This is a genomic window from Streptomyces sp. ISL-94, assembly GCF_018614075.1.
Taxonomy (GTDB): domain Bacteria; phylum Actinomycetota; class Actinomycetes; order Streptomycetales; family Streptomycetaceae; genus Streptomyces.
On record NZ_JAGGOZ010000016.1, the window covers coordinates 68,081 to 90,560 of the forward strand.

26 protein-coding genes and 1 riboswitch are annotated in these 22,480 nt (G+C 70.6%); of the genes, 1 reads left to right on the forward strand and 25 read right to left on the reverse strand.

Going from position 1 to position 22,480, the window contains the following annotated elements:
* Positions 1 to 18 precede the first annotated feature (18 nt).
* The 7 genes from J7E94_RS05900 to rpsB all read right to left on the reverse strand — a co-directional run bounded on the left by J7E94_RS05900 (position 19) and on the right by rpsB (position 7,124).
* The gene (locus J7E94_RS05900) at positions 19 to 1,119 is read right to left on the reverse strand and encodes a thiamine ABC transporter substrate binding subunit (RefSeq protein WP_215012955.1); all 1,101 of its coding nucleotides are present in this window, start codon (positions 1,117 to 1,119) and stop codon (positions 19 to 21) included.
* Positions 1,120 to 1,204: 85 nt separating this feature from the next.
* Positions 1,205 to 1,314: riboswitch (TPP riboswitch) on the reverse strand.
* A gap of 58 nt (positions 1,315 to 1,372) precedes the next feature.
* Positions 1,373 to 2,485, reverse strand: coding sequence for a 23S rRNA (adenine(2503)-C(2))-methyltransferase RlmN (gene rlmN / locus J7E94_RS05905; protein ID WP_215012956.1), 1,113 nt, complete (start codon positions 2,483 to 2,485; stop codon positions 1,373 to 1,375).
* Positions 2,486 to 2,560: 75 nt separating this feature from the next.
* On the reverse strand, positions 2,561 to 3,634 hold the full coding sequence (locus J7E94_RS05910) for a phosphatidate cytidylyltransferase (RefSeq protein WP_215012957.1): 1,074 nt from the start codon (positions 3,632 to 3,634) through the stop codon (positions 2,561 to 2,563).
* Positions 3,634 to 4,191 (reverse strand): ribosome recycling factor, encoded by a 558-nt coding sequence (frr, locus tag J7E94_RS05915; protein WP_031144133.1) that lies wholly within the window; start codon positions 4,189 to 4,191, stop codon positions 3,634 to 3,636. The genes J7E94_RS05910 and frr overlap by 1 nt, the downstream gene beginning before the upstream one ends.
* An 86-nt stretch (positions 4,192 to 4,277) precedes the next feature.
* Positions 4,278 to 5,057 (reverse strand): UMP kinase, encoded by a 780-nt coding sequence (pyrH, locus tag J7E94_RS05920; protein WP_215012959.1) that lies wholly within the window; start codon positions 5,055 to 5,057, stop codon positions 4,278 to 4,280.
* A gap of 162 nt (positions 5,058 to 5,219) precedes the next feature.
* Positions 5,220 to 6,056: a translation elongation factor Ts gene (gene tsf, locus J7E94_RS05925; protein ID WP_215012961.1), complete on the reverse strand. Its 837-nt coding sequence runs from the start codon at positions 6,054 to 6,056 to the stop codon at positions 5,220 to 5,222.
* Positions 6,057 to 6,191: 135 nt separating this feature from the next.
* Positions 6,192 to 7,124: a 30S ribosomal protein S2 gene (rpsB, locus tag J7E94_RS05930; protein WP_215012963.1), complete on the reverse strand. Its 933-nt coding sequence runs from the start codon at positions 7,122 to 7,124 to the stop codon at positions 6,192 to 6,194.
* Positions 7,125 to 7,373: 249 nt separating this feature from the next.
* On the opposite strand from rpsB, the gene J7E94_RS05935 reads away from it, so the two are divergent.
* Positions 7,374 to 7,895 (forward strand): M23 family metallopeptidase, encoded by a 522-nt coding sequence (locus J7E94_RS05935; RefSeq protein WP_215012964.1) that lies wholly within the window; start codon positions 7,374 to 7,376, stop codon positions 7,893 to 7,895.
* 61 nt (positions 7,896 to 7,956) lie between these two features.
* Here the strand turns inward: J7E94_RS05935 and J7E94_RS05940 are convergent, their stop codons facing one another.
* From J7E94_RS05940 to proS, 18 genes are all read right to left on the reverse strand, one after another.
* Positions 7,957 to 8,514 carry a TetR/AcrR family transcriptional regulator gene (locus J7E94_RS05940; protein WP_215013073.1) on the reverse strand — a complete coding sequence of 186 codons (558 nt, stop codon included), beginning with the start codon at positions 8,512 to 8,514 and terminating at the stop codon, positions 7,957 to 7,959.
* Positions 8,515 to 8,566: 52 nt separating this feature from the next.
* Positions 8,567 to 9,403 (reverse strand): RNA polymerase sigma factor WhiG, encoded by an 837-nt coding sequence (whiG, locus tag J7E94_RS05945; RefSeq protein WP_215012966.1) that lies wholly within the window; start codon positions 9,401 to 9,403, stop codon positions 8,567 to 8,569.
* 209 nt (positions 9,404 to 9,612) lie between these two features.
* Positions 9,613 to 10,776, reverse strand: coding sequence for a DNA-processing protein DprA (dprA, locus tag J7E94_RS05950; RefSeq protein ID WP_215012968.1), 1,164 nt, complete (start codon positions 10,774 to 10,776; stop codon positions 9,613 to 9,615).
* Positions 10,773 to 12,407, reverse strand: a complete 1,635-nt coding sequence (locus J7E94_RS05955) for a YifB family Mg chelatase-like AAA ATPase (RefSeq protein ID WP_215012970.1) — start codon at positions 12,405 to 12,407, stop codon at positions 10,773 to 10,775. Before J7E94_RS05955 ends, dprA begins: the two co-directional genes overlap by 4 nt.
* On the reverse strand, positions 12,407 to 12,778 hold the full coding sequence (locus J7E94_RS05960) for a YraN family protein (protein ID WP_215012972.1): 372 nt from the start codon (positions 12,776 to 12,778) through the stop codon (positions 12,407 to 12,409). The genes J7E94_RS05955 and J7E94_RS05960 overlap by 1 nt, the downstream gene beginning before the upstream one ends.
* 108 nt (positions 12,779 to 12,886) lie before the next feature.
* Positions 12,887 to 13,195 carry a DUF2469 domain-containing protein gene (locus J7E94_RS05965; protein WP_005311352.1) on the reverse strand — a complete coding sequence of 103 codons (309 nt, stop codon included), beginning with the start codon at positions 13,193 to 13,195 and terminating at the stop codon, positions 12,887 to 12,889.
* Between the two features lie 55 nt (positions 13,196 to 13,250).
* The gene (locus J7E94_RS05970; protein WP_215012974.1) at positions 13,251 to 13,757 is read right to left on the reverse strand and encodes an NUDIX hydrolase; all 507 of its coding nucleotides are present in this window, start codon (positions 13,755 to 13,757) and stop codon (positions 13,251 to 13,253) included.
* On the reverse strand, positions 13,747 to 14,529 hold the full coding sequence (gene lepB, locus J7E94_RS05975; protein ID WP_215012976.1) for a signal peptidase I: 783 nt from the start codon (positions 14,527 to 14,529) through the stop codon (positions 13,747 to 13,749). Before lepB (J7E94_RS05975) ends, J7E94_RS05970 begins: the two co-directional genes overlap by 11 nt.
* A 43-nt stretch (positions 14,530 to 14,572) precedes the next feature.
* Positions 14,573 to 15,472: a signal peptidase I gene (gene lepB / locus J7E94_RS05980; protein ID WP_215012978.1), complete on the reverse strand. Its 900-nt coding sequence runs from the start codon at positions 15,470 to 15,472 to the stop codon at positions 14,573 to 14,575.
* A 113-nt stretch (positions 15,473 to 15,585) separates the two neighbouring features.
* Complete coding sequence (lepB, locus tag J7E94_RS05985) at positions 15,586 to 16,449, reverse strand: signal peptidase I (RefSeq protein ID WP_215012980.1); 864 nt, start codon at positions 16,447 to 16,449, stop codon at positions 15,586 to 15,588.
* The gene (gene lepB / locus J7E94_RS05990; RefSeq protein ID WP_215012982.1) at positions 16,442 to 17,164 is read right to left on the reverse strand and encodes a signal peptidase I; all 723 of its coding nucleotides are present in this window, start codon (positions 17,162 to 17,164) and stop codon (positions 16,442 to 16,444) included. The genes lepB (J7E94_RS05985) and lepB (J7E94_RS05990) overlap by 8 nt, the downstream gene beginning before the upstream one ends.
* A gap of 44 nt (positions 17,165 to 17,208) precedes the next feature.
* Positions 17,209 to 17,559, reverse strand: a complete 351-nt coding sequence (gene rplS, locus J7E94_RS05995; protein WP_073911044.1) for a 50S ribosomal protein L19 — start codon at positions 17,557 to 17,559, stop codon at positions 17,209 to 17,211.
* 133 nt (positions 17,560 to 17,692) lie between these two features.
* A complete protein-coding gene (gene trmD / locus J7E94_RS06000) occupies positions 17,693 to 18,514 on the reverse strand; it encodes a tRNA (guanosine(37)-N1)-methyltransferase TrmD (RefSeq protein ID WP_215012984.1) in 822 nt (273 codons plus the stop codon).
* A complete protein-coding gene (gene rimM, locus J7E94_RS06005) occupies positions 18,514 to 19,137 on the reverse strand; it encodes a ribosome maturation factor RimM (RefSeq protein WP_215012986.1) in 624 nt (207 codons plus the stop codon). Before rimM ends, trmD begins: the two co-directional genes overlap by 1 nt.
* Positions 19,138 to 19,217: 80 nt before the next feature.
* Positions 19,218 to 19,457, reverse strand: coding sequence for an RNA-binding protein (locus J7E94_RS06010; protein WP_007266827.1), 240 nt, complete (start codon positions 19,455 to 19,457; stop codon positions 19,218 to 19,220).
* A gap of 2 nt (positions 19,458 to 19,459) precedes the next feature.
* Positions 19,460 to 19,897 (reverse strand): 30S ribosomal protein S16, encoded by a 438-nt coding sequence (rpsP, locus tag J7E94_RS06015; RefSeq protein ID WP_215012987.1) that lies wholly within the window; start codon positions 19,895 to 19,897, stop codon positions 19,460 to 19,462.
* Between the two features lie 199 nt (positions 19,898 to 20,096).
* The gene (locus J7E94_RS06020; RefSeq protein ID WP_215012988.1) at positions 20,097 to 20,696 is read right to left on the reverse strand and encodes a hypothetical protein; all 600 of its coding nucleotides are present in this window, start codon (positions 20,694 to 20,696) and stop codon (positions 20,097 to 20,099) included.
* 371 nt (positions 20,697 to 21,067) lie between these two features.
* Positions 21,068 to 22,480 carry a proline--tRNA ligase gene (gene proS / locus J7E94_RS06025; RefSeq protein WP_215012989.1) on the reverse strand — a complete coding sequence of 471 codons (1,413 nt, stop codon included), beginning with the start codon at positions 22,478 to 22,480 and terminating at the stop codon, positions 21,068 to 21,070.

The window sequence follows — 22,480 nt, forward strand, 5'->3', positions numbered from 1 at the left end:
CCGACTCCTTGGCACCGCTTACTTCACGACGAGCGAGGTCCATGCCTTGACCCACTGCTCACGGTTCTTGGCGATGGTCTGCGGTGCGACGTTCTCCGGCTTCTCGACCACCACACCGTGCTTCGTGAACAGCTCCGGCAGGGCAGCGTCCTTCGTCACGGGGTTCACGAACATCTGGAGCGGCATGTCCTCCTGGAACTTCTTGCTGATCAGGAAGTCCACGAGGGCCTTGCCGCCCTCCTCGTTCTTCGCTCCCTTGAGCAGACCGGCGAATTCGATCTGGCGGAAGCAGGTGCCGGTGGCGACGCCCGTCGGGGCCTCGGCCGGCTGCGGGTCGGCGTAGAGCACCTCGACCGGCGGGCTGGAGGCGTAGGAGACGACCAGCGGGCGGTCGCCCTTGGCCTTCTTGCCGCCCGCGGAGCCGGAGAAGCGCTCGTTGTAGGCCTGCTCCCAACCGTCGACGACCTCGACGCCGTTGGCCTTGAGCTTGCTCCAGTAGTCCTTCCAGCCCTCCTCGCCGTACTTGCCGACGGAGGCGAGCAGGAAGCCGAGGCCGGGCGAGGAGGTCGCGGCGTTCTCGGTGACCAGCAGGTTCTTGTACTCCGGCTTGACCAGGTCGTCCAGCGTCTGCGGCGGGGCGATCTTCTTGTCGGCGAAGTACGCCTTGTCGTAGTTGACACAGATGTCGCCGGAGTCGATCGGGGTGACCCGGTGCTCCTTGTCGAGCACGTACTCCGGCTTCACGTCGCCCAGGCCCTTGGCCTCGTACGGCGTGAAGATGCCGTTGTCGAGGGCGCGCGAGAGGAGGGTGTTGTCGACGCCGAAGAAGACGTCGCCGCGCGGGGTGCCCTTGGTGAGGATCTCCTGGTTCAGGGCGGCGCCCGCGTCTCCGGACTTCAGGACCTTGACGGTGTAGCCGCTCTGCTGCTCGAACTCCTTCAGGACCGCGTCGGTCACGTTGAAGGAGTCGTGGGAGACGAGGGTGACGGTCTTGGACTTCGGGGCGTCGGTCGCGCCCCCGGACTTGTCCTTCGCGTCGCCGCCGCCACAGGCGGTGAGCGTGGTGACGCCGAGCGCGGCCGCGAGCGCGGCGCCCGCGATCTTCTTGGTGGTGCTCACTGGTGAATTCCTCCTGGGATGTCCAGGAGAAGACGCGGCCCTGCCCGGCGCTCTGTGGGAGCGGACGCCGGGCAGGGCGCAACAGCTTGAGTGGTGACCGAACTTCCTACCCCGAATGACCGGGGCGAGGTTCAGAGGGTCTGCGGATGACGGTTACCGCACTCTCAGCGCTGTGGCGCTCCCCTGTCGGAATATGAAATTGGTTCGGCCACAGGGTACCCCGTGGCCGAATGCGAACGGCCAGAACCGGAACCTACCGCTCCGATGCGGCCAGCTGTCCGCAGGCGCCGTCGATCTCCTGGCCGCGGGTGTCCCGTACGGTCACGGGCACACCGTGCCGGGCGATGGCCTCGACGAAGGCCTTCTCGTCCTCGGGGCGCGAGGCGGTCCACTTGGAGCCCGGCGTCGGGTTCAGCGGGATCAGGTTGACGTGGACACGCTTGCCCTTGAGCAGTTTGCCCAGGAGGTCGCCGCGCCAGGCCTGGTCGTTGATGTCGCGGATCAGGGCGTACTCGATGGAGATCCGGCGGCCGGACTTCTCCGCGTACTCCCAGGCCGCGTCCAGCACCTCGCGGACGTTCCAGCGGGTGTTCACGGGGACCAGGGTGTCGCGCAGCTCGTCATCGGGCGCGTGCAGCGAGACCGCGAGGCGGCACTTGAAGCCCTCGTCGGCGAAGCGCAGCATGGCCGGGACCAGGCCGACGGTGGAGACGGTGATGCCGCGCTGCGACAGGCCCAGGCCGTCGGGCTCCGGGTCGGTGAGGCGGCGGATGGCGCCGACCACGCGGTTGTAGTTGGCCAGCGGCTCGCCCATGCCCATGAAGACGATGTTCGACAGCCGGGCGGGGCCGCCGGGGACCTCGCCGTCGCGCAGGGCGCGCATGCCGTCGACGATCTGGTGCACGATCTCGGCGGTGGACAGGTTGCGGTCCAGGCCGGCCTGGCCGGTGGCGCAGAACGGACAGTTCATGCCGCAGCCGGCCTGCGAGGAGATGCACATGGTGACCCGGTCGGGGTAGCGCATCAGCACGGACTCGACGAGCGTGCCGTCGTGCAGCTTCCACAGGGTCTTGCGGGTGGTGTCGTCGTCACACGAGATGTGCCGGACGACGTTCATCAGATCCGGCAGCAGCTCCTGCTGGAGCTTCTCCCGCGAGCCCGCCGGGATGTCGGTCCACTCGGCCGGGTCGTGCGCGTACCGCGCGAAGTAGTGCTGCGAGAGCTGCTTGGCCCGGAACGGCTTCTCGCCGATCGCGGCGACCGCCTCGCGGCGCTCGGCCGGGGTCATGTCGGCGAGGTGCCGGGGCGGCTTCTTGGCCCCGCGAGGGGCGACGAAGGTGAGCTCTCCCGGAACGGGGCGGGCCATGGCAGGTACTCCTTGTAAGACGAAAGGCGCGCCGCAAAAGCAGCGCGCCCTTCAAGAGTAACCGCCCGGACGGTATCAGCCCGTGCCGACGAAAGCCGCCAGCAGCAGCCAGACCACCGGGGCGGTCGGCAGCAGCGAGTCGAGCCGGTCCATGATGCCGCCGTGGCCGGGGAGCAGGGCGCCCATGTCCTTGATGCCCAGGTCACGCTTGATCATCGACTCGCCCAGATCGCCCAGGGTGGCGCTGACCGCGACCGCGAGCCCCAGCAGCAGGCCCTGCCACCACAAGCCGTCGTCGATCAGGAACTCCATGCACAGCGCGCCGGCCGCCATCGCGAAGGCGACCGCTCCGAACAGCCCCTCGCGGGTCTTCCCGGGGCTGATGCGGGGCGCGAGCTTGGTCTTGCCGAAGCGCCAGCCGACCGCGTAGGCCCCGGTGTCGCTGACCACGGTCAGGACCAGGAAGGTGACCACGCGCTGGGGCCCGTCGTCGGCGGTGAGCAGCATCGCGACGAAGGTGGCCAGGAAGGGCACGTAGAACGCCGCGAAGACGCCCGCGGTCACGTCCTTGAGGTAGTCCTCGGGCGGTTCGGTCATCCGCCAGACCAGGACCGCCAAGGCGGTCAGGGCCATGGCGACCCAGGCGCCCTCGGCCCCCCGGACGTAGCCGGCGATGACCATGGCCGCGCCGCCGACCGCGAGCGGGACGAGGGGGGCCTTGATGCCCTTCTTCTCCTGGAGGCGGGAAGTGAGCTCCCACAGGCCCACGACCACCGCGACGACGATGACGCCGACGAAGACCGCCTTGACGACGAACAGCGAAGCGAAGATCACCGCGCCGAGGCCGACGCCGACCCCTATGGCGGCCCGCAGGTCCCTACCCGCGCGCTTCTTCGGCGGCGGGGAGGAGTCCTGCGGCTGCGGGGCATGCGGAGGCGGGGGGCTGGGCATGGGCTCCTGCGGCGGCGTCTCGGCGCGGAAGAGGGGACCGCCGTCCGCGGCGGCCCCCCGATCGCGTGCTTCCCGGTCGTCGAAGTCACGGCCGGCGGCATCGGGCACGATGGGCATGGGCCGAGTGTGCGGGCCCACCTGCGCATCGTATGCGGGACCCGCCGGAACCGGCTCCGGCTGCCAGGAAGAGTCGTTCATCAGACTTCGAGGAGCTCGGCTTCCTTGTGCTTGAGCAGCTCGTCCACCTGCGCGACGTACTTCGCGGTGGTGTCGTCGAGCTCCTTCTCCGCGCGGCGCACCTCGTCCTCGCCGGCTTCCTTGTCCTTGACGAGCTTGTCGAGGGCGTCCTTGGCCTTGCGGCGGACGGCGCGGATGGAGACCTTGGAGTCCTCGGCCTTGGTGCGCGCGACCTTGATGTACTCCTTGCGGCGGTCCTGCGTCAGCTCGGGGAAGGTCACCCGGATGATGCTGCCGTCGTTGCTGGGGTTGACGCCCAGGTCGGAGTCGCGGATGGCCTGCTCGATGTTGCGCAGGGCGCTCTTGTCGAACGGGGTCACGATCGCCATGCGCGGCTCGGGAACCGAGAAGGAGGCGAGCTGGTTGATGGGCGTGATGGCGCCGTAGTAGTCCGCCACGATCTTGTTGAACATCGCCGGGTGCGCACGGCCGGTGCGAATCGCGGCGAAGTCTTCCTTGGCGACGACGACGGCCTTTTCCATCTTCTCCTCGGCCTCGAGGAGGATCTCTTCGGTCACCACGTGCTCCTGCATGTCTTGAATGGATGGTTCAGGCGGGCGGGACGTGCGGGGCCGGGCAGGGCCCGGCCCCGCGAGCGGGCTGCTCAGGCCCGGGTTCCCTGGTCGCTGACGAGCGTGCCGATCTTCTCACCCTTGACGGCGCGGGCGATATTGCCCTCGGCGAGCAGCTCGAAGACGAGGATCGGCAGCTTGTTGTCGCGGCACAGCGTGATGGCGGTGGCGTCGGCGACCTTGAGGTCCCGCGAGAGCACCTCGCCGTATTCCAGCGCGTCGAACTTCACCGCGTCCGGGTTCTTCTTGGGGTCGGAATCGTAGACCCCGTCGACACCGTTCTTGCCCATGAGCAGGGCCTCGGCGTCGATCTCCAGGGCGCGCTGGGCGGCCGTGGTGTCGGTGGAGAAGTACGGCATGCCCATGCCGGCGCCGAAGATGACGACGCGGCCCTTCTCCAGGTGGCGCACGGCGCGCAGCGGGATGTACGGCTCCGCGACCTGGCCCATGGTGATGGCGGTCTGCACGCGGGAGTCGATGCCCTCCTTCTCCAGGAAGTCCTGGAGGGCGAGGCAGTTCATGACCGTGCCGAGCATGCCCATGTAGTCGGACCGTGCCCGGTCCATGCCGCGCTGCTGGAGTTCGGCACCGCGGAAGAAGTTGCCACCGCCGATCACGATGGCGATCTCCGCGCCGTCGCGGACCACCGCGGCGATCTCGCGCGCGATGGCGTGCACGACGTCGGGGTCGACGCCCAGTCCTCTGCCACCCGAGAAGGCCTCGCCCGACAGCTTCAGCATGAAGCGGCGGCCCTTCTTGTCCTGGTCGCTCTTGTCGTCGGATGCGGTGTGGGTGTCCACGCCCTGATTCATGGAGATCTCCTCGTGCACATACGAAGAAGGCCATTGCCGGTGGGTCCTTGCGGTTCCCTCTACGGCAATGGCCTCCTCGTCAGATCTGCGGTCGTCCTGCGCAAGCGCGGACGACTGCCTCAGACCCTACCGGGGTCCGGTGTCCGTCGCGTACGGACGGACTCAGATGCCGACCTTGATGCGCGCGAAGCGCTTCAGGGTGACACCGGCCTCGTCCAGAACCTTCTGGACGGACTTCTTGTTGTCCAGGGCGTACGGCTGGCCGAGGAGGGTGGCCTCCTTGAAGAAGCCGTTGACGCGACCCTCGACGATCTTCGCGATGGCAGCCTCGGGCTTGCCCTCCGCGCGGGTGACCTCTTCGGCGATGCGACGCTCGGACTCGACCTTCTCGGCCGGAACGTCTTCCTGGGAGAGCCACTGCGGGGAGAACGCGGCGATGTGCTGCGCGACGCCGCGGGCGACCTCGGCGTTCTCCTTGTCGAGCTCGACGAGGACACCGATCTGGAACGGCAGGTCGGGCATCGTACGGTGCATGTACGAGGTCACGTAACCGCCGGTGAACTGCGCGAAGCGGTCCAGGACGATCTTCTCGCCGAGGTTGGCGTTGGCCTCGTCGACGAAGGCGGTGACGGTCTTGCCGGGCTCGATCTCGGACGCGAGCAGCGCCTCGATGTCGGCCGGGGAGGTGGCGGCGACGTGCGCGGCCAGCTGGTTGGCGACGGCCAGGAACTTCTCGCCCTTGGCGACGAAGTCCGTCTCGCACTTCAGCTCGACGAGGACACCGGAGGTGTTGTCGTCGGCGATGAGGGAGACCACGGCACCGTTCTCGGCAGAACGGCCCTCGCGCTTGGCGACGCCCTTCTGACCCTTGATGCGGAGGGCTTCCTGAGCCTTCTCGACGTCACCGTCGGCGTCCACGAGCGCGTTCTTGCAGTCCAGCATGCCGGCGCCGGTGAGCTCGCGGAGCTTCTTGACGTCAGCGGCGGTGTAGTTCGCCATGAGTCTGTGATTCTCTCTCGAAGTCGTAGATCTACGGGTGAACGGCGGAGGCGCCGCGCCCCAGGCGCGGCTCCCCCGCCGTCATCGTCCGTGCTGCGAGTGCCCGGCGCGTGAACGCCGGGCTCTCTCAGGGGGTCAGGCCTGCTCGGCGTCGGCGGCCGGGGCCTCGACAGCCTCGGTGGCCTCGGGGGCCTCGGCGGCCGGGGTGACCTCGGCAGCGACCTCGGCGGCAGCGTCGGCGTCCACCTTGGCGGCGTCGACATCGGCGGCCGGGGCCTCGTCAGCCTTCTTGTCGCCCTCGAGCAGGTCGCGCTCCCACTCGGCGAGCGGCTCGGCGGCGGCCTTCTCGCCCGGCTTCGAGTCGCCGGTCGCGGCGCCGGAGCGGGCGATGAGGCCCTCGGCGACGGCGTCGGCGATCACGCGGGTGAGCAGGGTGACGGAGCGGATCGCGTCGTCGTTGCCCGGGATCTTGTAGTCGACCTCGTCGGGGTCGCAGTTGGTGTCGAGGATCGCGACGACCGGGATGTGGAGCTTGCGCGCCTCACCGACGGCGATGTGCTCCTTCTTGGTGTCGACGATCCAGACGGCGCTGGGGACCTTCGACATCTCGCGGATACCACCGAGGGTCTTCTCCAGCTTGGTCTTCTCGCGGGAGAGGACCAGGAGCTCCTTCTTGGTGAGACCCGAGGCGGCGACGTCCTCGAAGTCGATCGCCTCAAGCTCCTTCAGACGCTGGAGGCGCTTGTAGACGGTGGAGAAGTTGGTGAGCATGCCACCCAGCCACCGCTGGTTGACGTACGGCATACCAACGCGCGTCGCCTGCTCGGCGATGGCCTCCTGGGCCTGCTTCTTGGTACCGACGAACATGATGGAACCGCCGTGGGCGACGGTCTCCTTCACGAACTCGTAGGCGCGGTCGATGTACGACAGCGACTGCAGCAGGTCGATGATGTAGATGCCGTTGCGCTCCGTGAAGATGAAGCGCTTCATCTTCGGGTTCCAACGACGGGTCTGGTGACCGAAGTGGACGCCGCTTTCCAGCAGCTCCCGCATCGTGACGACGGCCATGGCCATCTCCTTGGTTTCTCGGTTTGGTTCCTGACGCCCCACCGCGCCCTGCCCCCATGAGGGACCGAGAGACGCTGTCACCTGGCCCTTTCGGGCTGGTGCCGGGGCGTGCGAAGTCGACCCGGTGACCCGGATCGCCACAAGAAGTGTACGGGACCCGGTGGTATGCCGGGTGACGCCGTTGTCCACATGCGCCGGCCTGTCCACAGGCCCGCTCGTCGTCCCCGCGTACGGAGGACGCTGTGGGCCATGACGACACTGCTGCTCAGCCTGATCCTTGCCCTGGCCCAGGCGGCCGTCCCCGGGGTCCGCCCCCTGCCGGCGCCCCTGACGGTGGCCCGCTGGTGGGACCCGCCCCCGACCCCGTACGCGGCCGGCCACCGCGGTGTGGACCTGTCCGCGCCGGTGGGCGCCGAGCTCCGCGCGGTCGGCCCGGGCCGGGTGCACTACGCCGGACAGGTCGCGGGCCGCGGAGTCCTGTCCATCACCCTCCCGAACGGCCTGCGCACGACCTACGAACCGGTCCGCCCCCTGGTCGCGGAGGGCGAGCAGGTCACGGCGGGCCAGGTGGTGGCGACCCTGACGGCGGGCTCCCACTGCCCGGCCCCCTGCCTCCACTGGGGCCTCCTGGCAGGCGAGACCTACCTCAACCCCCTCACCCTCCTCCCCCGCCCCACACCACGGCTCCTCCCGGACCCCATCCCCAGATCCAGCCCGCTGCATCCAGCCCGGCCGGCACCTGAGGGATCTTTCAGCCCCGCCGGCGTCTGAGGCGGCCTTTCAGCCCCGCCGTCGTTTGAGGCGTGGGGTCCTGGGCGGAGCCCCAGGGACCTCAGCCCCGGACGCCCCGCAGGGCCAGGGCCACGGCAGCCTCGGTGACAACGGCCGGCTCCTCGGCAGCCCCGAGCTCGATCCTCCGGACAGCCGCGTCCACAACCCCCTGCAACAGCATCGCGGCAAGCTTCGGCTGTTCCTGGCCGAGGGCGGCCAAGGCCTCGACGATCATCGCCACCAGCCCACCGTGGGCGGCACGGATCTTCTCCCGCGCCCCGGCATCCAGCTCGCTCGCCGAGATGGCCACCACCGCCCGGTGCCGCCGGTCCCCCACCAGCCCCAACTGGCTCCGCACGTAGGCCTCGATCTTCGCCTCCGGCGACTGCGCCTCCTGCATGGCCGCCTCGATCTCGGCCGCCCACACGGGGAAGTCCACCGCACACAGCTCTTCGACGACGGCCGCGCGGGACCGGAAGTACTCATACACAGAGGACCGGGCGAGCCCGGTCCGCTCCGCGAGGGCGGGGAAGGTCAGCGCCTCCGTACCGCCTTCGGACAACAGGGAGCGCGCGGCGTCCAAGAGGGCGCCGCGCTGCATCGACCGGTGCTCGGCCACGGAGGCCGCTCGAATCCTGGGCACCTGTCCACTCTACGGAGGTCCCGCAAGCTCAGCGCCCCACATCGGCCAGCTTCGCGCGCAGTTGCAGCACCGACTTGGTGTGGATCTGGCTGACCCGGCTCTCGGTGACGCCCAGCACATTGCCGATCTCGGCCAGCGTGAGGCCCTCGTAGTAGTAGAGGGTCACCACCGTCTTCTCCCGCTCGGGCAGCGTGTTGATGGCCCGCGCCAGCAGCCGCCGCAGCTCCCGGTCCTCGGCCACCTCCACCGGATTGTCGGCGGCGGTGTCCTCCAGGGTGTCCATCAGCGAGAGCCGGTCGCTGCCCTCCCCGCCGGCGTGCAGCAGCTCCTCCAGGGCGACCACGTTCGCAAGGGACAACTGGCTGAAGACCGCGTGGAGATCCTCCACGCCGATCCCCATCTCCCCGGCGACCTCGCTCTCGGTCGGGGTGCGCCGCAGCTGCGCTTCCAGCGTGGCGTAGGCCCGCTCGACGGCACGCGCCTTCTGCCGCACCGAGCGCGGGATCCAGTCCAGGGCCCGCAGTTCGTCGATCATCGCGCCGCGGATGCGGGTGATGGCGTACGTCTCGAACTTGATCGACCGGTCGATGTCGAACTTCTCGATGGCGTCGATGAGTCCGAAGACGCCGGAGGAGACGAAGTCGGCCTGCTCCACATTGGGCGGCAGTCCCACGCTGACGCGGCCGGCGACGTACTTGACCAGCGGCGAGTAGTGCAGGATCAGCTGCTCCCGGAGCCGTTCGTCACCGGAGTCCTTGTACGAGCGCCAGAGCACCTCCAGGGACGAGGGCGCGGTGGACCGCACGCTGCCGCGGGCAGCGGGGGGCACCGCAGCGCGGTCAGACCCTGAGGTGTGCTGGGGCATGCTTCGCCTTTGCCGGAGCGGGATTCCTTGGGAGCGTAGCGTGACGGAAGTGTCGCGGTGCGCGAAGAGTACGGGATCGCGCGGGGGCACAGGCGCGTCCCGACTCGCGCGGGCGACCCGGGACCGGCGCCTGGCGCACGGTCCCGGCGGCTGCCACCGGGAAGACCGCGTCTCTCATCGGTTTCACTCTTTCACCGGAACGCCCCAGGTCAACGACCGCCTCGCCGTGGGGCCCCGGTTTGTGTGCCTCCTCCAGGTGTTTGCCGGGTCAACTGCCAGCCGTCGCCCTGCCGTTCGACGAACCCCAGAGAGTGAAGTTCGTACAGTCTGCCGATGACTTCATCGGTGCCGGTGCCGGAGGCAAGTGCCACCTGCTCCACGTCCGCCGGCCTGCCGGCGGGGAGGGCTTCGAGCACCCGGGCGGTCTCCCGGTCCAGCAGGTCCCGCGCGACGACCGGGCCGCGCCGCTCGGGAGCCAGCTCGCCGATGGAGCCGACCAGCTCGACCACCTCGGCCGCGTCGGTCACGAGGGCGGCCTCGCCCCGGAGCAGCTCGTGCACCCCGGCCGAGAGCCCGCTGGTGGCGGGCCCGGGGACCCCCATGGTGATGCGCCCGAGCTCGCGGGCCCGCCGGGCGGTGACCAGGGAACCGCTGCGGTGGGCGGCCTCCACCACGACCGTCCCCCGGGTGAGGGCGGCGATGACCCGGTTGCGCAGGACGAAGCGGCTGGGGGTGGGGTGGCTGCCGGGTGGCAGCTCCCCCAGGACGAGGCCTTGGCCGGCGATCCGCCCGAGGAGCCCGGCGTGGCCCCGCGGGTAGGCGACATCCGCCCCGCAGGCCAGCACCGCCGCGGTGGCGCCGCCCGAGGCCAGCGCCCCGCGGTGGGCGGCGCCGTCGATCCCGTACGCGGCCCCGGAGACCACCACCCAGCCCAGCTCGGCGAGCCCTGCGGCCAGGGTCTGGGCCATGTGCGCTCCGTACGGGGTGCAGGCGCGGGCCCCGACCACGGCGACCGAGCGCAGCGCCCAGGTACGCAGGCTCGGTCTGCCGCGGAGCCACAGTCCGACGGGCCGGGCGTCGCCGAGGTCGTCGAGCTGGGTGGGCCACTCCGCCGATCCGGGGCACACGAACCGGCCCCCCGACTCGGCGGCCAGCTCCAGGTCCCGCCGGGGGTCGGCCAGCGCCGCCCGCTTGCGGTAGCCGGCGAGCCGTTCCTGTCCCACCCCGCCCGGAACGCCCGGCTCCGCCTCCGGCGCCGTGAGGAGCCCCATCAACCCGACGGCTCCGTACTCCCGCAGCCAGCGCCCGCCGTGCTCGTCCCCGGGCTCCAGCACCCGCGTCAGCGCGGCCCTCGCCAGCTCCTCCGGGGTCACGGCCCGCCCCCCGCCGCCAGGGTCGCCCCGCGGGCGATCCCGGTCCGCAGTTCCAGCGCGACGGCCACGTCCAGCGCGTCGGGCCGGTCACGCCCCCGCAGGTCGGCGACGGTCCAGGCGACACGCAACACCCGGTCCAGCCCCCGTGCGGTGAGCAGCCCGCGCTCCATGTCCCGCTCGGCCTGCGCCAGGGCTCCCGGAGCGGGCTGCCAGCGGGTGCGCAACTCCTGCCCCGGCACCTCGGAGTTGAGCCGCCAGGGGGTGTCGGCGAGCCGGACGGCGGCCCGGTCCCTGGCCTCCCGCACCCGGTCGGCGACCACTGCGGTGGATTCGCCGCGGCCGCCCTGTCCCAGCAGGTCGGAGCGGGTCACGGGCTCGACCTCCACCCTCAGGTCCACCCGGTCGAGCAGCGGCCCGGACAGCCTGGCCTGATAGCGCCGGATCACCGAGGGCGGGCACTCGCAGCCGGCTCCGTGCAGGGTGTGGCGCCCGCACGGGCAGGGGTTCGCGGCGAGCACCATCAGGAATCTGGCGGGCAGCCTGACCACCCCCGCGGCGCGGGCGATGACCACGTGCCCGGATTCGAGCGGCTGGCGAAGGGCGTCAAGCGCCCGGCCGTGGAACTCGGCGGCCTCGTCCAGGAAGAGCACGCCCCGGTGGGCCAGGGAGACGGCTCCCGGCCTGGGGACCCCGTTGCCGCCGCCCACCAGGGACTGCATGGTCGCCGAGTGGTGCGGTGCGCAGTAGGGCGGTCTGGCGACGAGCGGCTCGCCGGGCGGGAGGATGCCCGCCACCGAGTGGACAGCCGTGACCTCCACGGAGTCCTGGCGGGTGAGCGGCGGCAGGATCCAGGGCAGCCGCTCGGCCAGCATGGTCTTGCCCGCCCCGGGGGGCCCGCTGAGGAAGAGGTGGTGGCCCCCGCCGGCCGCCACCTCCAACGCCCGCCGCGCGGTGTGCTGCCCGGCCACGTCGGCGAGGTCGGGGAAGTCCCCCGCATCCCCCTGGCCGGAGCGGCCGGCAGCCAGGCCCGTGCCGAGGGCCGCCCCCGGGACGAGCAGCCCGGCCAGCATCGGATCCGGGCGCCCCGGCGGGTCGGCGGGTTCCTCCTCGGGGACCACCCCGTCGGTCAGCACCGCGATCAGCTGGCGCAGGCTGCGCACGCCGAGCACCGAGACGTCCGGCACGAGCGCCGCCTCGGCGGCGCACTGCTGCGGGACCACCACCTGCCGGTATCCGGCCTCCGCGGCGGCGAGGACCGCCGGCAGGATCCCCCGGACCGGGCGCACCCGGCCGTCCAACCCCAGCTCCCCGATCAGGACGAGATCGGCGATCGCGCCCGGGTCGACCACCTCGGCGGCGCCCAGGACAGCTGCCGCCACGGCCAGATCGAAACCGGCACCCGATTTCGGTACGGAGGCCGGGCTGAGGCCGACCGTGAGCTTCTTCTGCGGCCAGGCCGCGCCGGAATTGACCACGGCGGCCCGCACCCGGTCCCGGCTCTCGACGAGGGTCTTGTCGGGCAGGCCCACCAGCGTGAAGGCCGCGACCCCGGGCTCCAGGTCGGCCTGGACCTCCACCACCACCCCGTCGACGCCGACCAGGGCCACCGAACAGGCTCGTGCGAATCCCATCAGGCCACCCCCCTGACGTGCTCCACCACGGGCGCACCGCGCCGCGGCAGCAGGACTCCGACCAGGTCGATGCGGACCCCGCCGGGGGGCGGTCCGCCGTGGTCGGCGAGCCAGCGCCCGGCGAGCCTGCGCAGGCGCTCGGCCTTGCCGGACCGCACGGCGGCCATGGGATGTTCGAAATCCCCCGCCCGGCGGGTCTTGACCTCGCACACGACGAGGGCGTCACCGTCCCGGGCGACGATGTCGATCTCCCCGCCGCGACACCGCCAGTTCCGTGCGATCACGGTCATCCCGGCCTCGGCCAGCCGCCGCGCCGCGAGCTCCTCGCCGTACCGCCCCAATGCCTGCCGTGCCACGCCGTTCGCGTTCATTCGGCACCACCTCCGGCACCGACGATCCCGCGCCCCCGCCGACCCTGTGGATCTTGGTGGACAACCCCGCCGTTGTGGACAACCCGGTCACCCACACGGGGAGGAACCTCAGCTGCCGGGCAGTTCGAGATCGCTCTTGTTGAGCTCCTCGATGTTCACGTCCTTGAAGGTGAGCACCCGCACCTGCTTCACGAACCGGGCCGGCCTGTACATGTCCCAGACCCACGCGTCGGCCATCGAGACCTCGAAGAAGACCTCGCCCTGGACCGAGTGCACCTGCATCTCGTAGTCGTTGGTGAGGTAGAAACGGCGTTCGGTCTCGATCACATACTTGAACAGCCCGACGACGTCGCGGTACTCCCGATAGAGCTTCAGCTCCATCTCGGTCTCGTACTTTTCGAGGTCCTCGGCACTCATGGCATGTTCCCCTTCAGCCGTGCGTCCCCCCATTGTGCGCCAGGCCCCTGGGCCCCTAGACGATTTCCGGGGCCAGGACCACCGGCGCACCCGGAGGACCGTCGTCGAGCAGCGTACGGAGCAGCTCGGCGAGTCTGGTCGGGTACACCGTCTCATGGGCCGCGAGAAGTTCCTCGGAGGTCCACCACCTGGCTCCGGTGACGCTGCGCCGCTCCAGCTCGGTGAACCCGGTGATCCGGGTCGCCGTCTGGGCGGTACGTGCCAGGAAGTACCACTCGTCCTGCTCCCAGCGCCGCCCGTCGAAGGGGAAGGAGCAGTACCGGTGCCACAGCACCGGCCCCAGCTCCACCTCTGTGATCCCCGTCTCCTCCGCCAGCTCCCGCAGTGCGGCCTGTTCCCGGCTCTCGGCGCCTTCCACCCCGCCGCCCGGGGTGAACCACCAGTCGTCCGCGGGATCGGCCGGTTCGAAGCCGTGGAGCAGCAGGATCCGGTCCGCCGGGTCCAGCAGGATCACCCGCGACACCTTGCGGGGACCACCGGCGGCGGCCGCCTCAGCGGACACCGGCCCGCTCCCGCCGCCGCCCGCGCCCGAGGACCCGTACGAGGGGCCCGTACGCGGCCCCCAGCAGCACCAGCGCGGCTCCGGCCACCACCGCCGCCACCTGGAGGCGCAGGGGCCCGGGCTGCGAGACCCCGCCCGGCAGGCCCGCGTACGTCCGCGGCCGCTCCAGCATCGTCGTGGAGGGCCAGGCCAGGGCGTCGACGCGGGCGCTGACCGTAGACCGGGGGACCGTGCCCTGCCCGGCCTCCTGGAGGTGCGCCCGGGAGTCCAGGGAGGCCGCCCGCCGGTCGCCCAGCAGGAAGAGGTTGCCTTGGGGGACCGTCACCTCGAAGGGGGTCCCGGGGGCCGGCGCCTGCCCGGGGGGCATGGCCAGGCCCGAGTCGGGCCGGGTGGCGTCGATGTAGGGCTCGTCCAGAACCGTGCCGTTCACGGTCAGCTCGCCGGCGGCGCCGCAGCACTTCACGGTGTCGCCGCCGATGCCGACGACCCGCTTGACCATGGGCGAATCGCTCCACAGGGAATCAGTGAAGATGACCACGTCACCGCGGCGCACCTCACCGCCGTCGATGCGCTGCGCCAGCACCCGGTCCCCCGGGCGCACGGTGGGCATCATCGAGTCGGTCGGCACCGTATAGGGCTGGTAGACGACCGCTCCCCACACGAAACCGCCGAGGAAGAGCGCAAAACCGATGGCCACGGCGATCCCCGACAGCACATTGCCGAGTCCGCCGCGGCCATCCTTGCCACTACGTATTGCTTGGTTACCGCCCATTGCAGCGCCCCCACACTCGGAGATCGTCGACCTGGGCGGCACCCTACCCGGCGGTACGGCCCCGGGTCAGCTTCCGCCGGCGCCACATGACGAGCGGCACGGCCCCCGTGACGCCCAGCGCGGCCGGGCCCAGCCCGACCGGAGCAAGTCCCGAGGCCCCGAGACCGAGCGCGGTGGCCTTGGTCTGGTTGCCGATGCCCGGCTGGTCGAAGGTGTCCGGGACCGGCAGGGTGGCCCAGCGGGTGATCGGCCACGCGACCACTACGGCCCGCCCGACGACGTCGTCGACCGGGACGAAGCCCTGGGTGGAGTCCTGCATGTGGTAGCGGGAGTCCTGGGAGTTCTGCCGGTGGTCGCCCATCACCCAGATCTTGCCCTCGGGCACGGTGATCGGGCCGAAGGGGGCGTCGTCGCACGGGGTGTTGCCGGGGAAGATGTACGGCTCGACGAGCTCCTTGCCGTTGACGACGACCGGTCCCCCCTTCTTGCACTCGACCGTGTCCCCGCCGATGGCGATGGTCCGCTTGATCAGGTCCTTCTCCTCGGCGGACGGCATCAGGCCGATCCAGCTAAGGGCCTTCTGTGCGAAGTTCGGCTCCGGGGTGGGCTCCCCGGACAGCCAGTTCGCGGGGTCGTGGAAGACCACGACCTCTCCGCGCTCGGGCTCGGAGCCGAACCACGGGGTCAGCTTGTCCACCAGGACCCGGTCCCCGCGCTGCAGGGTGTCCTGCATCGAGTCGGACGGGATCGAGAACGCCTGCACCAGGAAGGTCTTGATCAGCAGGGCCAGCAGCAGGGCGATACCGATGAGGAGCGGAAGCTCCTTCCAGAAGGAACGGTGCGGGCGCGCCTTGGTGCCGCCGTCCTCCTCGGCCTCGCGCTTGACGGCATCGTCCGGCCGCTCCTCGCCTTCGTCGCGTCCGGATCGTGCGCCTACCGCCACATCCCCCACATCCACTCCTCACTCGGAAATCGCCGCCCGCGCCGAATCGGACACGGGCCCTCCCCTCCCCTAACGAGCGGGAGTTCCCTAGGGCTCGGGAGACCCAGGACACACTATGCGAACGGCGCGCCCCGACGGCGCCGCCGACGGGCGCGTCCCCCGCGCCGCGCCTGGTCCGGCACCATCCGGAAGGTCGCGGGCTGTTCCAGCCGGCGCCAGTGGTCATACGGCCATGCGATCACAACGGCCTCGCCCACGACCCCGTTCTCGTCGATGGTGCCTTCGAAGGCCTCGTCGAGGTGGTAACGGGAATCGGACGAGTTCGCCCGGTGGTCGCCCATCACGAAGAGCCGGCCCGCCGGCACCTCCACCTCGAAGCGGATCTCCGACGGAGCGTTGCCCGCGTTCACGTACGGCTCATCGAGCGGCGAGCCGTTGACCGAGACCCGGCCCCTGGCGTCGCAGCACTTGACGGTGTCCCCGCCGATCCCGATGACCCGCTTGATCAGGTCCTGCTCGTCGGCCGAGGGCAGCAGGCCGATGAAGGTCAGGGCCTGCTTGATCTGCTTCACGCCGACCGGATCGGGGGCGGGCCGGGCCGCCTCGCCCTTGAGCCAGCCGCCGGGGTCCTTGAAGACGACGATGTCGCCGCGCTCGATCTCGGAGCCGAACCACGGGGTCAGCTTGTCCACCAGGACCCGGTCGCCGATCCGGATGGTCTGCTCCATGGAGCCCGACGGGATGAAGAAGGCCTGCACCAGGAAGGTCTTGAGGAGCAGGGCGATGCACAGGGCCACTGCCACCAGCAGCGGCAGCTCGCCCGCGCGGCGCGTGCGGCGGCGCCTGCGCACCCTGCGGGCCAGCCGGCGCCGCTCGGCCCGGCCGCCCTCGACCACCGGGCCTGGTTCCGGCTCCGGCTCCGGCTCCGGCTCCGGCTCGGGCTCCCGCTCGCGCCGCGGCCGCCCCCGGCTACCCATCAGCGCCGCCGACGACGCCCCAGCGCGAGACCGGCCAGCCGATCCAGTCGACCCGCCCGATCACCTTTTCCACCGGCACCATCCCCCCGCCCGGTTCCCCGAGGTGGTCCCGGGAGTCCCGGGAATGGGCACGATGATCACCCATCACCCACAGGGTCCCAAGGGGTACGACGATCCGGAAGGGCACCTTCGAGGGAGCGTCGCCGGGGTACAGGTACGGCTCCTCCAGCGGAACCCCGTTGACCTCCACCCGGCCGCCGGCGTCGCAGCACACCACGTCGTCACCGCCGACGCCCACGACCCGCTTCACGAAGTCGGTGTCGGAGGGCTCCGCGAGTCCGAGCGCCGAGGCCGCGCCGTGCAGGACCGTACCGATGGGATTGCCGTCGGGCCGTTCCCGTACGAAGGATCCCGTGCCGTCGAAGACCACCAGGTCTCCGCGGCGCGGCGGATCGCCGAAACGGTACGCCAGCTTGTTGACCAGCACCCGGTCCCCGACCTGGAGCGTCGGCTCCATCGAGCGGCTGGGGATCAGGAAGGGCTGGACCGCGAAATGGCTGAACAGCAGCACGAAGACGGTGAGGACCACGCCGAGCAGTCCCGCCCGCCGCAGGGTCAGCCGCGGCCCGACCCCTGAAAACGCGAAACGCGACCGCCCCTCCCCCTCGCGGGGGGAAGAGTGGCCGCGTTCCGTGTGAGGTGCTTCGGTGTCCATCGGGGGCGAGCCTATCCGGCCGGCCCGGGACCCCGAAGGGGACCTCAGTTGTCGCGCTTCTCCTTGATCTTCGCGGCCTTGCCGCGGAGCTCACGGAGGTAGTACAGCTTGGCGCGGCGCACGTCACCGCGGGTGACGAGCTCGATCTTCTCGAAGATCGGGGAGTGGACCGGGAAGGTACGCTCCACGCCGACGCTGAAGGAGACCTTGCGGACCGTGAAGGTCTCGGAGACACCGGCGCCCTGGCGGCGGATGACTACGCCCTTGAACTGCTGGATACGGGAGCGGTTGCCCTCGATCACGCGGACGTGCACGTTGATCGTGTCACCCGGGCGGAAGGCCGGGACGTCCGAGCGGAGCGCGGCGGCGTTGACGCCATCGAGCAGGTGAGACATGTTCTTCGTCTGCTTTCTTCGCATGACGCCACAGGTCGCCAGTGCGGGTATCCGGAGAGAATTCGGGAGCCGTGCCACCCTGCGGACGACGGTCCCCCTGTGGCAGGGGCGTCCACGAGCACACAGCAGCCGCCTATTCTTCCACGGCCTGCGGCCTGCGCCAAAATCGGCCGTCGGGGGACGGCTGCCAGCCGAGGATGGAGAGGATCTCCCGGTCCTTCTTGTCGAAGGCGGCGGCATCGCAGCGCTCGATCAGGTCCGGACGGTTCTGCGCGGTGCGGCGGAAGGCCTCGTCCCGGCGCCAGCGGGCGATCTTGCCGTGGTGCCCGCTGAGCAGCACCTCGGGGATGTCCCGGCCGCGCCACACGGGGGGCTTGGTGTAGATGGGCCCCTCCAGCAGGTTCGCCATCTCGCCGGGCGCGAAGGAGTCGTCCCGGTGGGATTCGGCGTTGCCGAGCACCCCCGGCAGCAGCCGCGCCACGGCCTCGGTGACCACCAGGACGGCCGCCTCGCCGCCCGCCAGCACGTAGTCGCCGATGGAGACCTCGTACACCGGCATGCGCGTGGCGTACTCGTCCGCGACGCGGCGGTCGATGCCCTCGTAGCGGGCCGGCGTGAAGATCAGCCAGGGCCGCTCGGAGAGCTCGACGGCCAGCTCCTGGGTGAAGGGGCGGCCGCTGGGCGTGGGGACCACCAGGACGGGCCCGTGCGCGCCCGCCTCGTAGCCGTCGGCCAGCGCCTCGTCGAGGGCCTCGCCCCACGGCTCGGTCTTCATGACCATGCCGGGACCGCCGCCGTACGGGGTGTCGTCGACCGTGTTGTGCCGGTCGTACGTCCAGTCCCGCAGGTCGTGGACGTGTACGTCGAGCCGGCCGCGGGCGCGGGCCTTGCCGACGAGGGAGACGTTCAGCGGCTCCAGGTACTCGGGGAAGATCGTGACGACGTCGAGACGCATCAGGCGTCGTCCCCGGGGCCCTGGGAGTCCCGGGAGCCCTGGGAGTCCTTGCTGTCCTCGGCGTCCTCGGCGTCCTCGGCGTCCTCCTCGCGGGTCGAGTCGACGATGGCCTCGCGCTCGTCGATCAGCCCGGGCGGCGGGGTGATGACACAGCGCTGCTCCTCCAGGTCGATCTCGGCGACGATCTCCTCCACGAAGGGGATCATCACCTCGGAGCCGTCCGGCCGCTCGACGATGAAGAGGTCCTGCGAGGGCAGGTGGGAGATCTCGGTGATCCGGCCGATCTCGGTACCGTCCTCCAGCACCACGTCCAGGTCCATCAGCTGGTGGTCGTAGTACTCGTCGGGCTCCTCCGGCAGCTCCGCCGGGTCCACCTCGGCGATCAGCAGGATGTTGCGCAGCGCCTCGGCGCCGGTGCGGTCCTTGACGCCCGCGAAGCGGAGCAGCAGCCTTCCGCTGTGCACCCGGCCCGTCTCGATGGTCAGCGGACCTGCCGAGGCGGGTTCGGTCCGGAGCACGGATCCGGGCGCGAGCCGCAGCTCCGGCTCGTCCGTCCGCACCTCGACCGTGACCTCACCCTTGATCCCGTGGGCGCGGCCGATCCGCGCGACTACCAGCTGCACTCTCATCTCTCCTGTTCAGACGACGACGGGCCGGGGCGGGCACATATGCCCTCCCCGGCCCGTGCCGGTGTTTCAACTTTTCAGCGGACCTGGTCCACGTCGACGAGGTCGACGCGGATCCCCCGGCCGCCGATGGCGCCCACGACGGTACGCAGAGCACGCGCGGTGCGGCCGTTGCGGCCGATCACCTTGCCGAGGTCGTCGGGGTGAACCCTGACCTCGAGCACCTGTCCGCGGCGCAAGTTGCGCGAGGCGACCTGCACATCGTCGGGGTTGTCCACAATGCCCTTTACGAGGTGCTCAAGAGCCTCCTCGAGCATGATCAGGCCTCGGTCGACTCGGCGGCGGCCTCAGCCTCGTCCGCCTTCTTGTCGGCCTTCTTCGCCTTCTGGGTGATGGCCTCGCCCTTGGCGTCGCCACCCTCCAGGGTCTTGGCGAACTCGTCGAAGGTACGACGCTTGTCTTCCTTCGTCGCCGGCTGCAGCAGCGGCGCGGGGGCGGGGAGGCCCTTGTGGGCCTGCCAGTCACCGGTCAGCTTCAGGATGGCGAGCACAGCCTCGGTGGGCTGGGCGCCGACGGACAGCCAGTACTGCGCACGCTCGGCGTTGACCTCGATGCGCGACGGGTTGTAGGTCGGGTGGTAGATACCGATCTCCTCGATCGCGCGACCATCCCGGCGGGTGCGGGCGTCGGCGACGACGATGCGGTAGTGCGGCTGGCGAATCTTGCCGAGGCGCTTGAGCTTGATCTTGACTGCCACTGGAGTGGTGTCTCCTGAACTTGACGTGGTTGGGCACATGAGATGCCACGTGGGGTTGCGGTACTCGGGTGCCCGATGGACGCGTCAGCCGGAGGAGAGAGGGGTCCTATGCGACTGTCGAGTACAGCTGTTCATTGTGCCATACCCCCGCGGCGCGCTCAGCCGCGCCGGGGCCCCGGGCTCCTCGGCGCCCGCCGCATCAGGACGCTGCGGCCGTGAGCGCGACCTCCGGGATGCGGAACGGCTTCATGCAGCCGCCGCACACGATCGGCGCCTGGGCGAGCACGGAGGGGACCACCCGTACGTTGCGCCCGCAGTCGCAGACCGCCTTGACCCGCACGCCGCCGCCGGAGGACCCGTGCCGGGCGGCCGGTCCGCGGAAGCTGCGCTTGGTGTCGGCGGCCGTGGCGGCCGTGTGCGCCTTCAGGGCCCGCTGGAGCCGCTCCATGGTGGGGCGGTAGCGCCGCTTCGCCTCGGGGTTGAGCGTGACCAGCGAGAAGCCGCTGCTGGCGTGCGGCTCTTCGGAGTGGTCCAGCCCCATCTCCTCGGCGATGGCCAGGAATCTGCGGTTGTGGTAGCGGCCGGCGCGCGAGGTGTCTCGGACCCCGCGGGCGGCGGCGATTCCGTGGACTGCCTCGTGCAGCAGTCGCTCGAAGGAGAGCTCGGCGCCACAGGCGGACGAGGACTCTCCGATCAGGGACTCGGGGGCGGCAAGGTCAGGCAGCTCGGGGTGGTGCCGCTGAATGTCGGCCCACGCCTGCGCCAGCTCTGCGGCGAGGACAGGTGGTGTCGTGCTCACGTCGTGACAACGAGCCGGGGTGCCCCGGTGTTCCGATTCCGGGCCATTCCAATTTTTTTGCCCGTACCAGTCAGTTCAGTCTCATGCGTCCTGACGAGGACGAGTGCGTCCATGTCAGGAGGAGTCCGTACGTAACGAGGACCAGCGACGCCCCGGCCCCGGTGGCGCGGCACGGGCCGCGCCGCCGGGGCGTGAGGGCGTCCTAGTCCCGGACTTCGCAGGTCACCCGATCGTGAAGATCAACCGGTCGCGATCGGTCGCCATCGGATAGTTGACGCCGTGCGGTCTGTCACGGCTGGGCCAACGCGGCCGAGATCGGCCAACGATCTTGAGTTGAGGCGTTCCTAACGGGTGACCTGCGAAGTACGGGCCTAGTACGAGCGCGCGACGATCGCGAGGTTGCCCGGGGCGTCGTCCGCCTCGGGAACCGACCCGTCGGCGGCGATCAGGCAGCGCACCGAGACGGCCTGCTCGGCCAGCTTGGCCTCGCCCTCCGGGCCGAGGTCGGCCCACGGGATGCGCGCCCAGCCGCCGGCGATGGCGGCCTCGGCGGCCTCCTCGATGGTGGCCACGTCGGACGTACGGGCCTCACGGCGCTCGCGGGACTCGCGCAGCAGCTGCGCCTGGTCCTCCTCCAGCACCTTGGGCAGCAGGTCGGCGAGCGCGTCGATCTGCACGGGGGTCTTGCCGCCCGGGATGCGGCGGGCCAGCATCGCGGTGCCGGCCTCCAGGTCGCGGGGGCCGATCTCGATGCGGACCGGTACGCCCTTGAGCTCCCAGTCCACGGCGCGGCGGCCGAAGGGGGTGTCGACACGGTCGTCGACGAACACGCGGATGCCGGCGGCCTTCAACCGGGCGCCCAGCTCGCGGACCTTGGCGACCGCCTCGTCACCCTTGATCGCCATGACGACGACCTGGACGTGCGCGAGGCGCGGCGGGACGCGCAGGCCGTTGTCGTCGCCGTGGGACATGATCAGGCCGCCGACCATGCGGGTCGAGACGCCCCACGAGGTCTGCCAGACGAGCTCCTGCTTGCCTTCCTTCGACAGGTACTGCGTGTTGAAGGCCTTGGCGAAGTTGGTGCCGAGCTCGTGGCTGGTGCCCAGCTGGAGGGCCTTGCCGTCGCCCATCATGCCCTCGAGGGTGAGGGTGTTGATGGCGCCGGCGAAGCGCTCCTTGGCGGTCTTGCGGCCGAGCACGACGTCGATGCCGAGCACGTTCGTCATGAAGTCGCCGTAGACGTCGCGGTGGATCCGGGCAGCGTAGTCGCGGGCGTCCTCGTACGAGGTGTGGGCGGTGTGGCCCTCCTGCCAGAGGAACTCGCTCGTACGGAGGAACACGCGCGGGCGCATCTCCCAGCGGACCACGTTGGCCCACTGGTTGATCAGCAGGGGCAGGTCGCGGTAGCTCTGGACCCACTTGGAGAAGTAGTCGTTGATGATCGTCTCGGAGGTGGGCCGGACGACGACCGGCTCGTCCAGCTCCTTGCCGCCGCCGTGCGTGACGACCGCGAGCTCGGGGGCGAAGCCCTCGACGTGCTCCGCTTCCTTCGTCAGGTACGACTGGGGGATGAACAGCGGGAAGTACGCGTTCTGGGCGCCCGCGTCCTTGATCCGCGCGTCCATCTCCTGCTGCATCCGCTCCCACAGACCGTAGCCGTACGGTCGGATGACCATGGTGCCGCGGACCGGACCGTTGTCGGCCAGCTCGGCCTTGTTGATCAGATCCTGGTACCAGCGGGGGAAATCCTCCGCCTGCGGGGTGAGAACGGGTGCCTTTGCCAT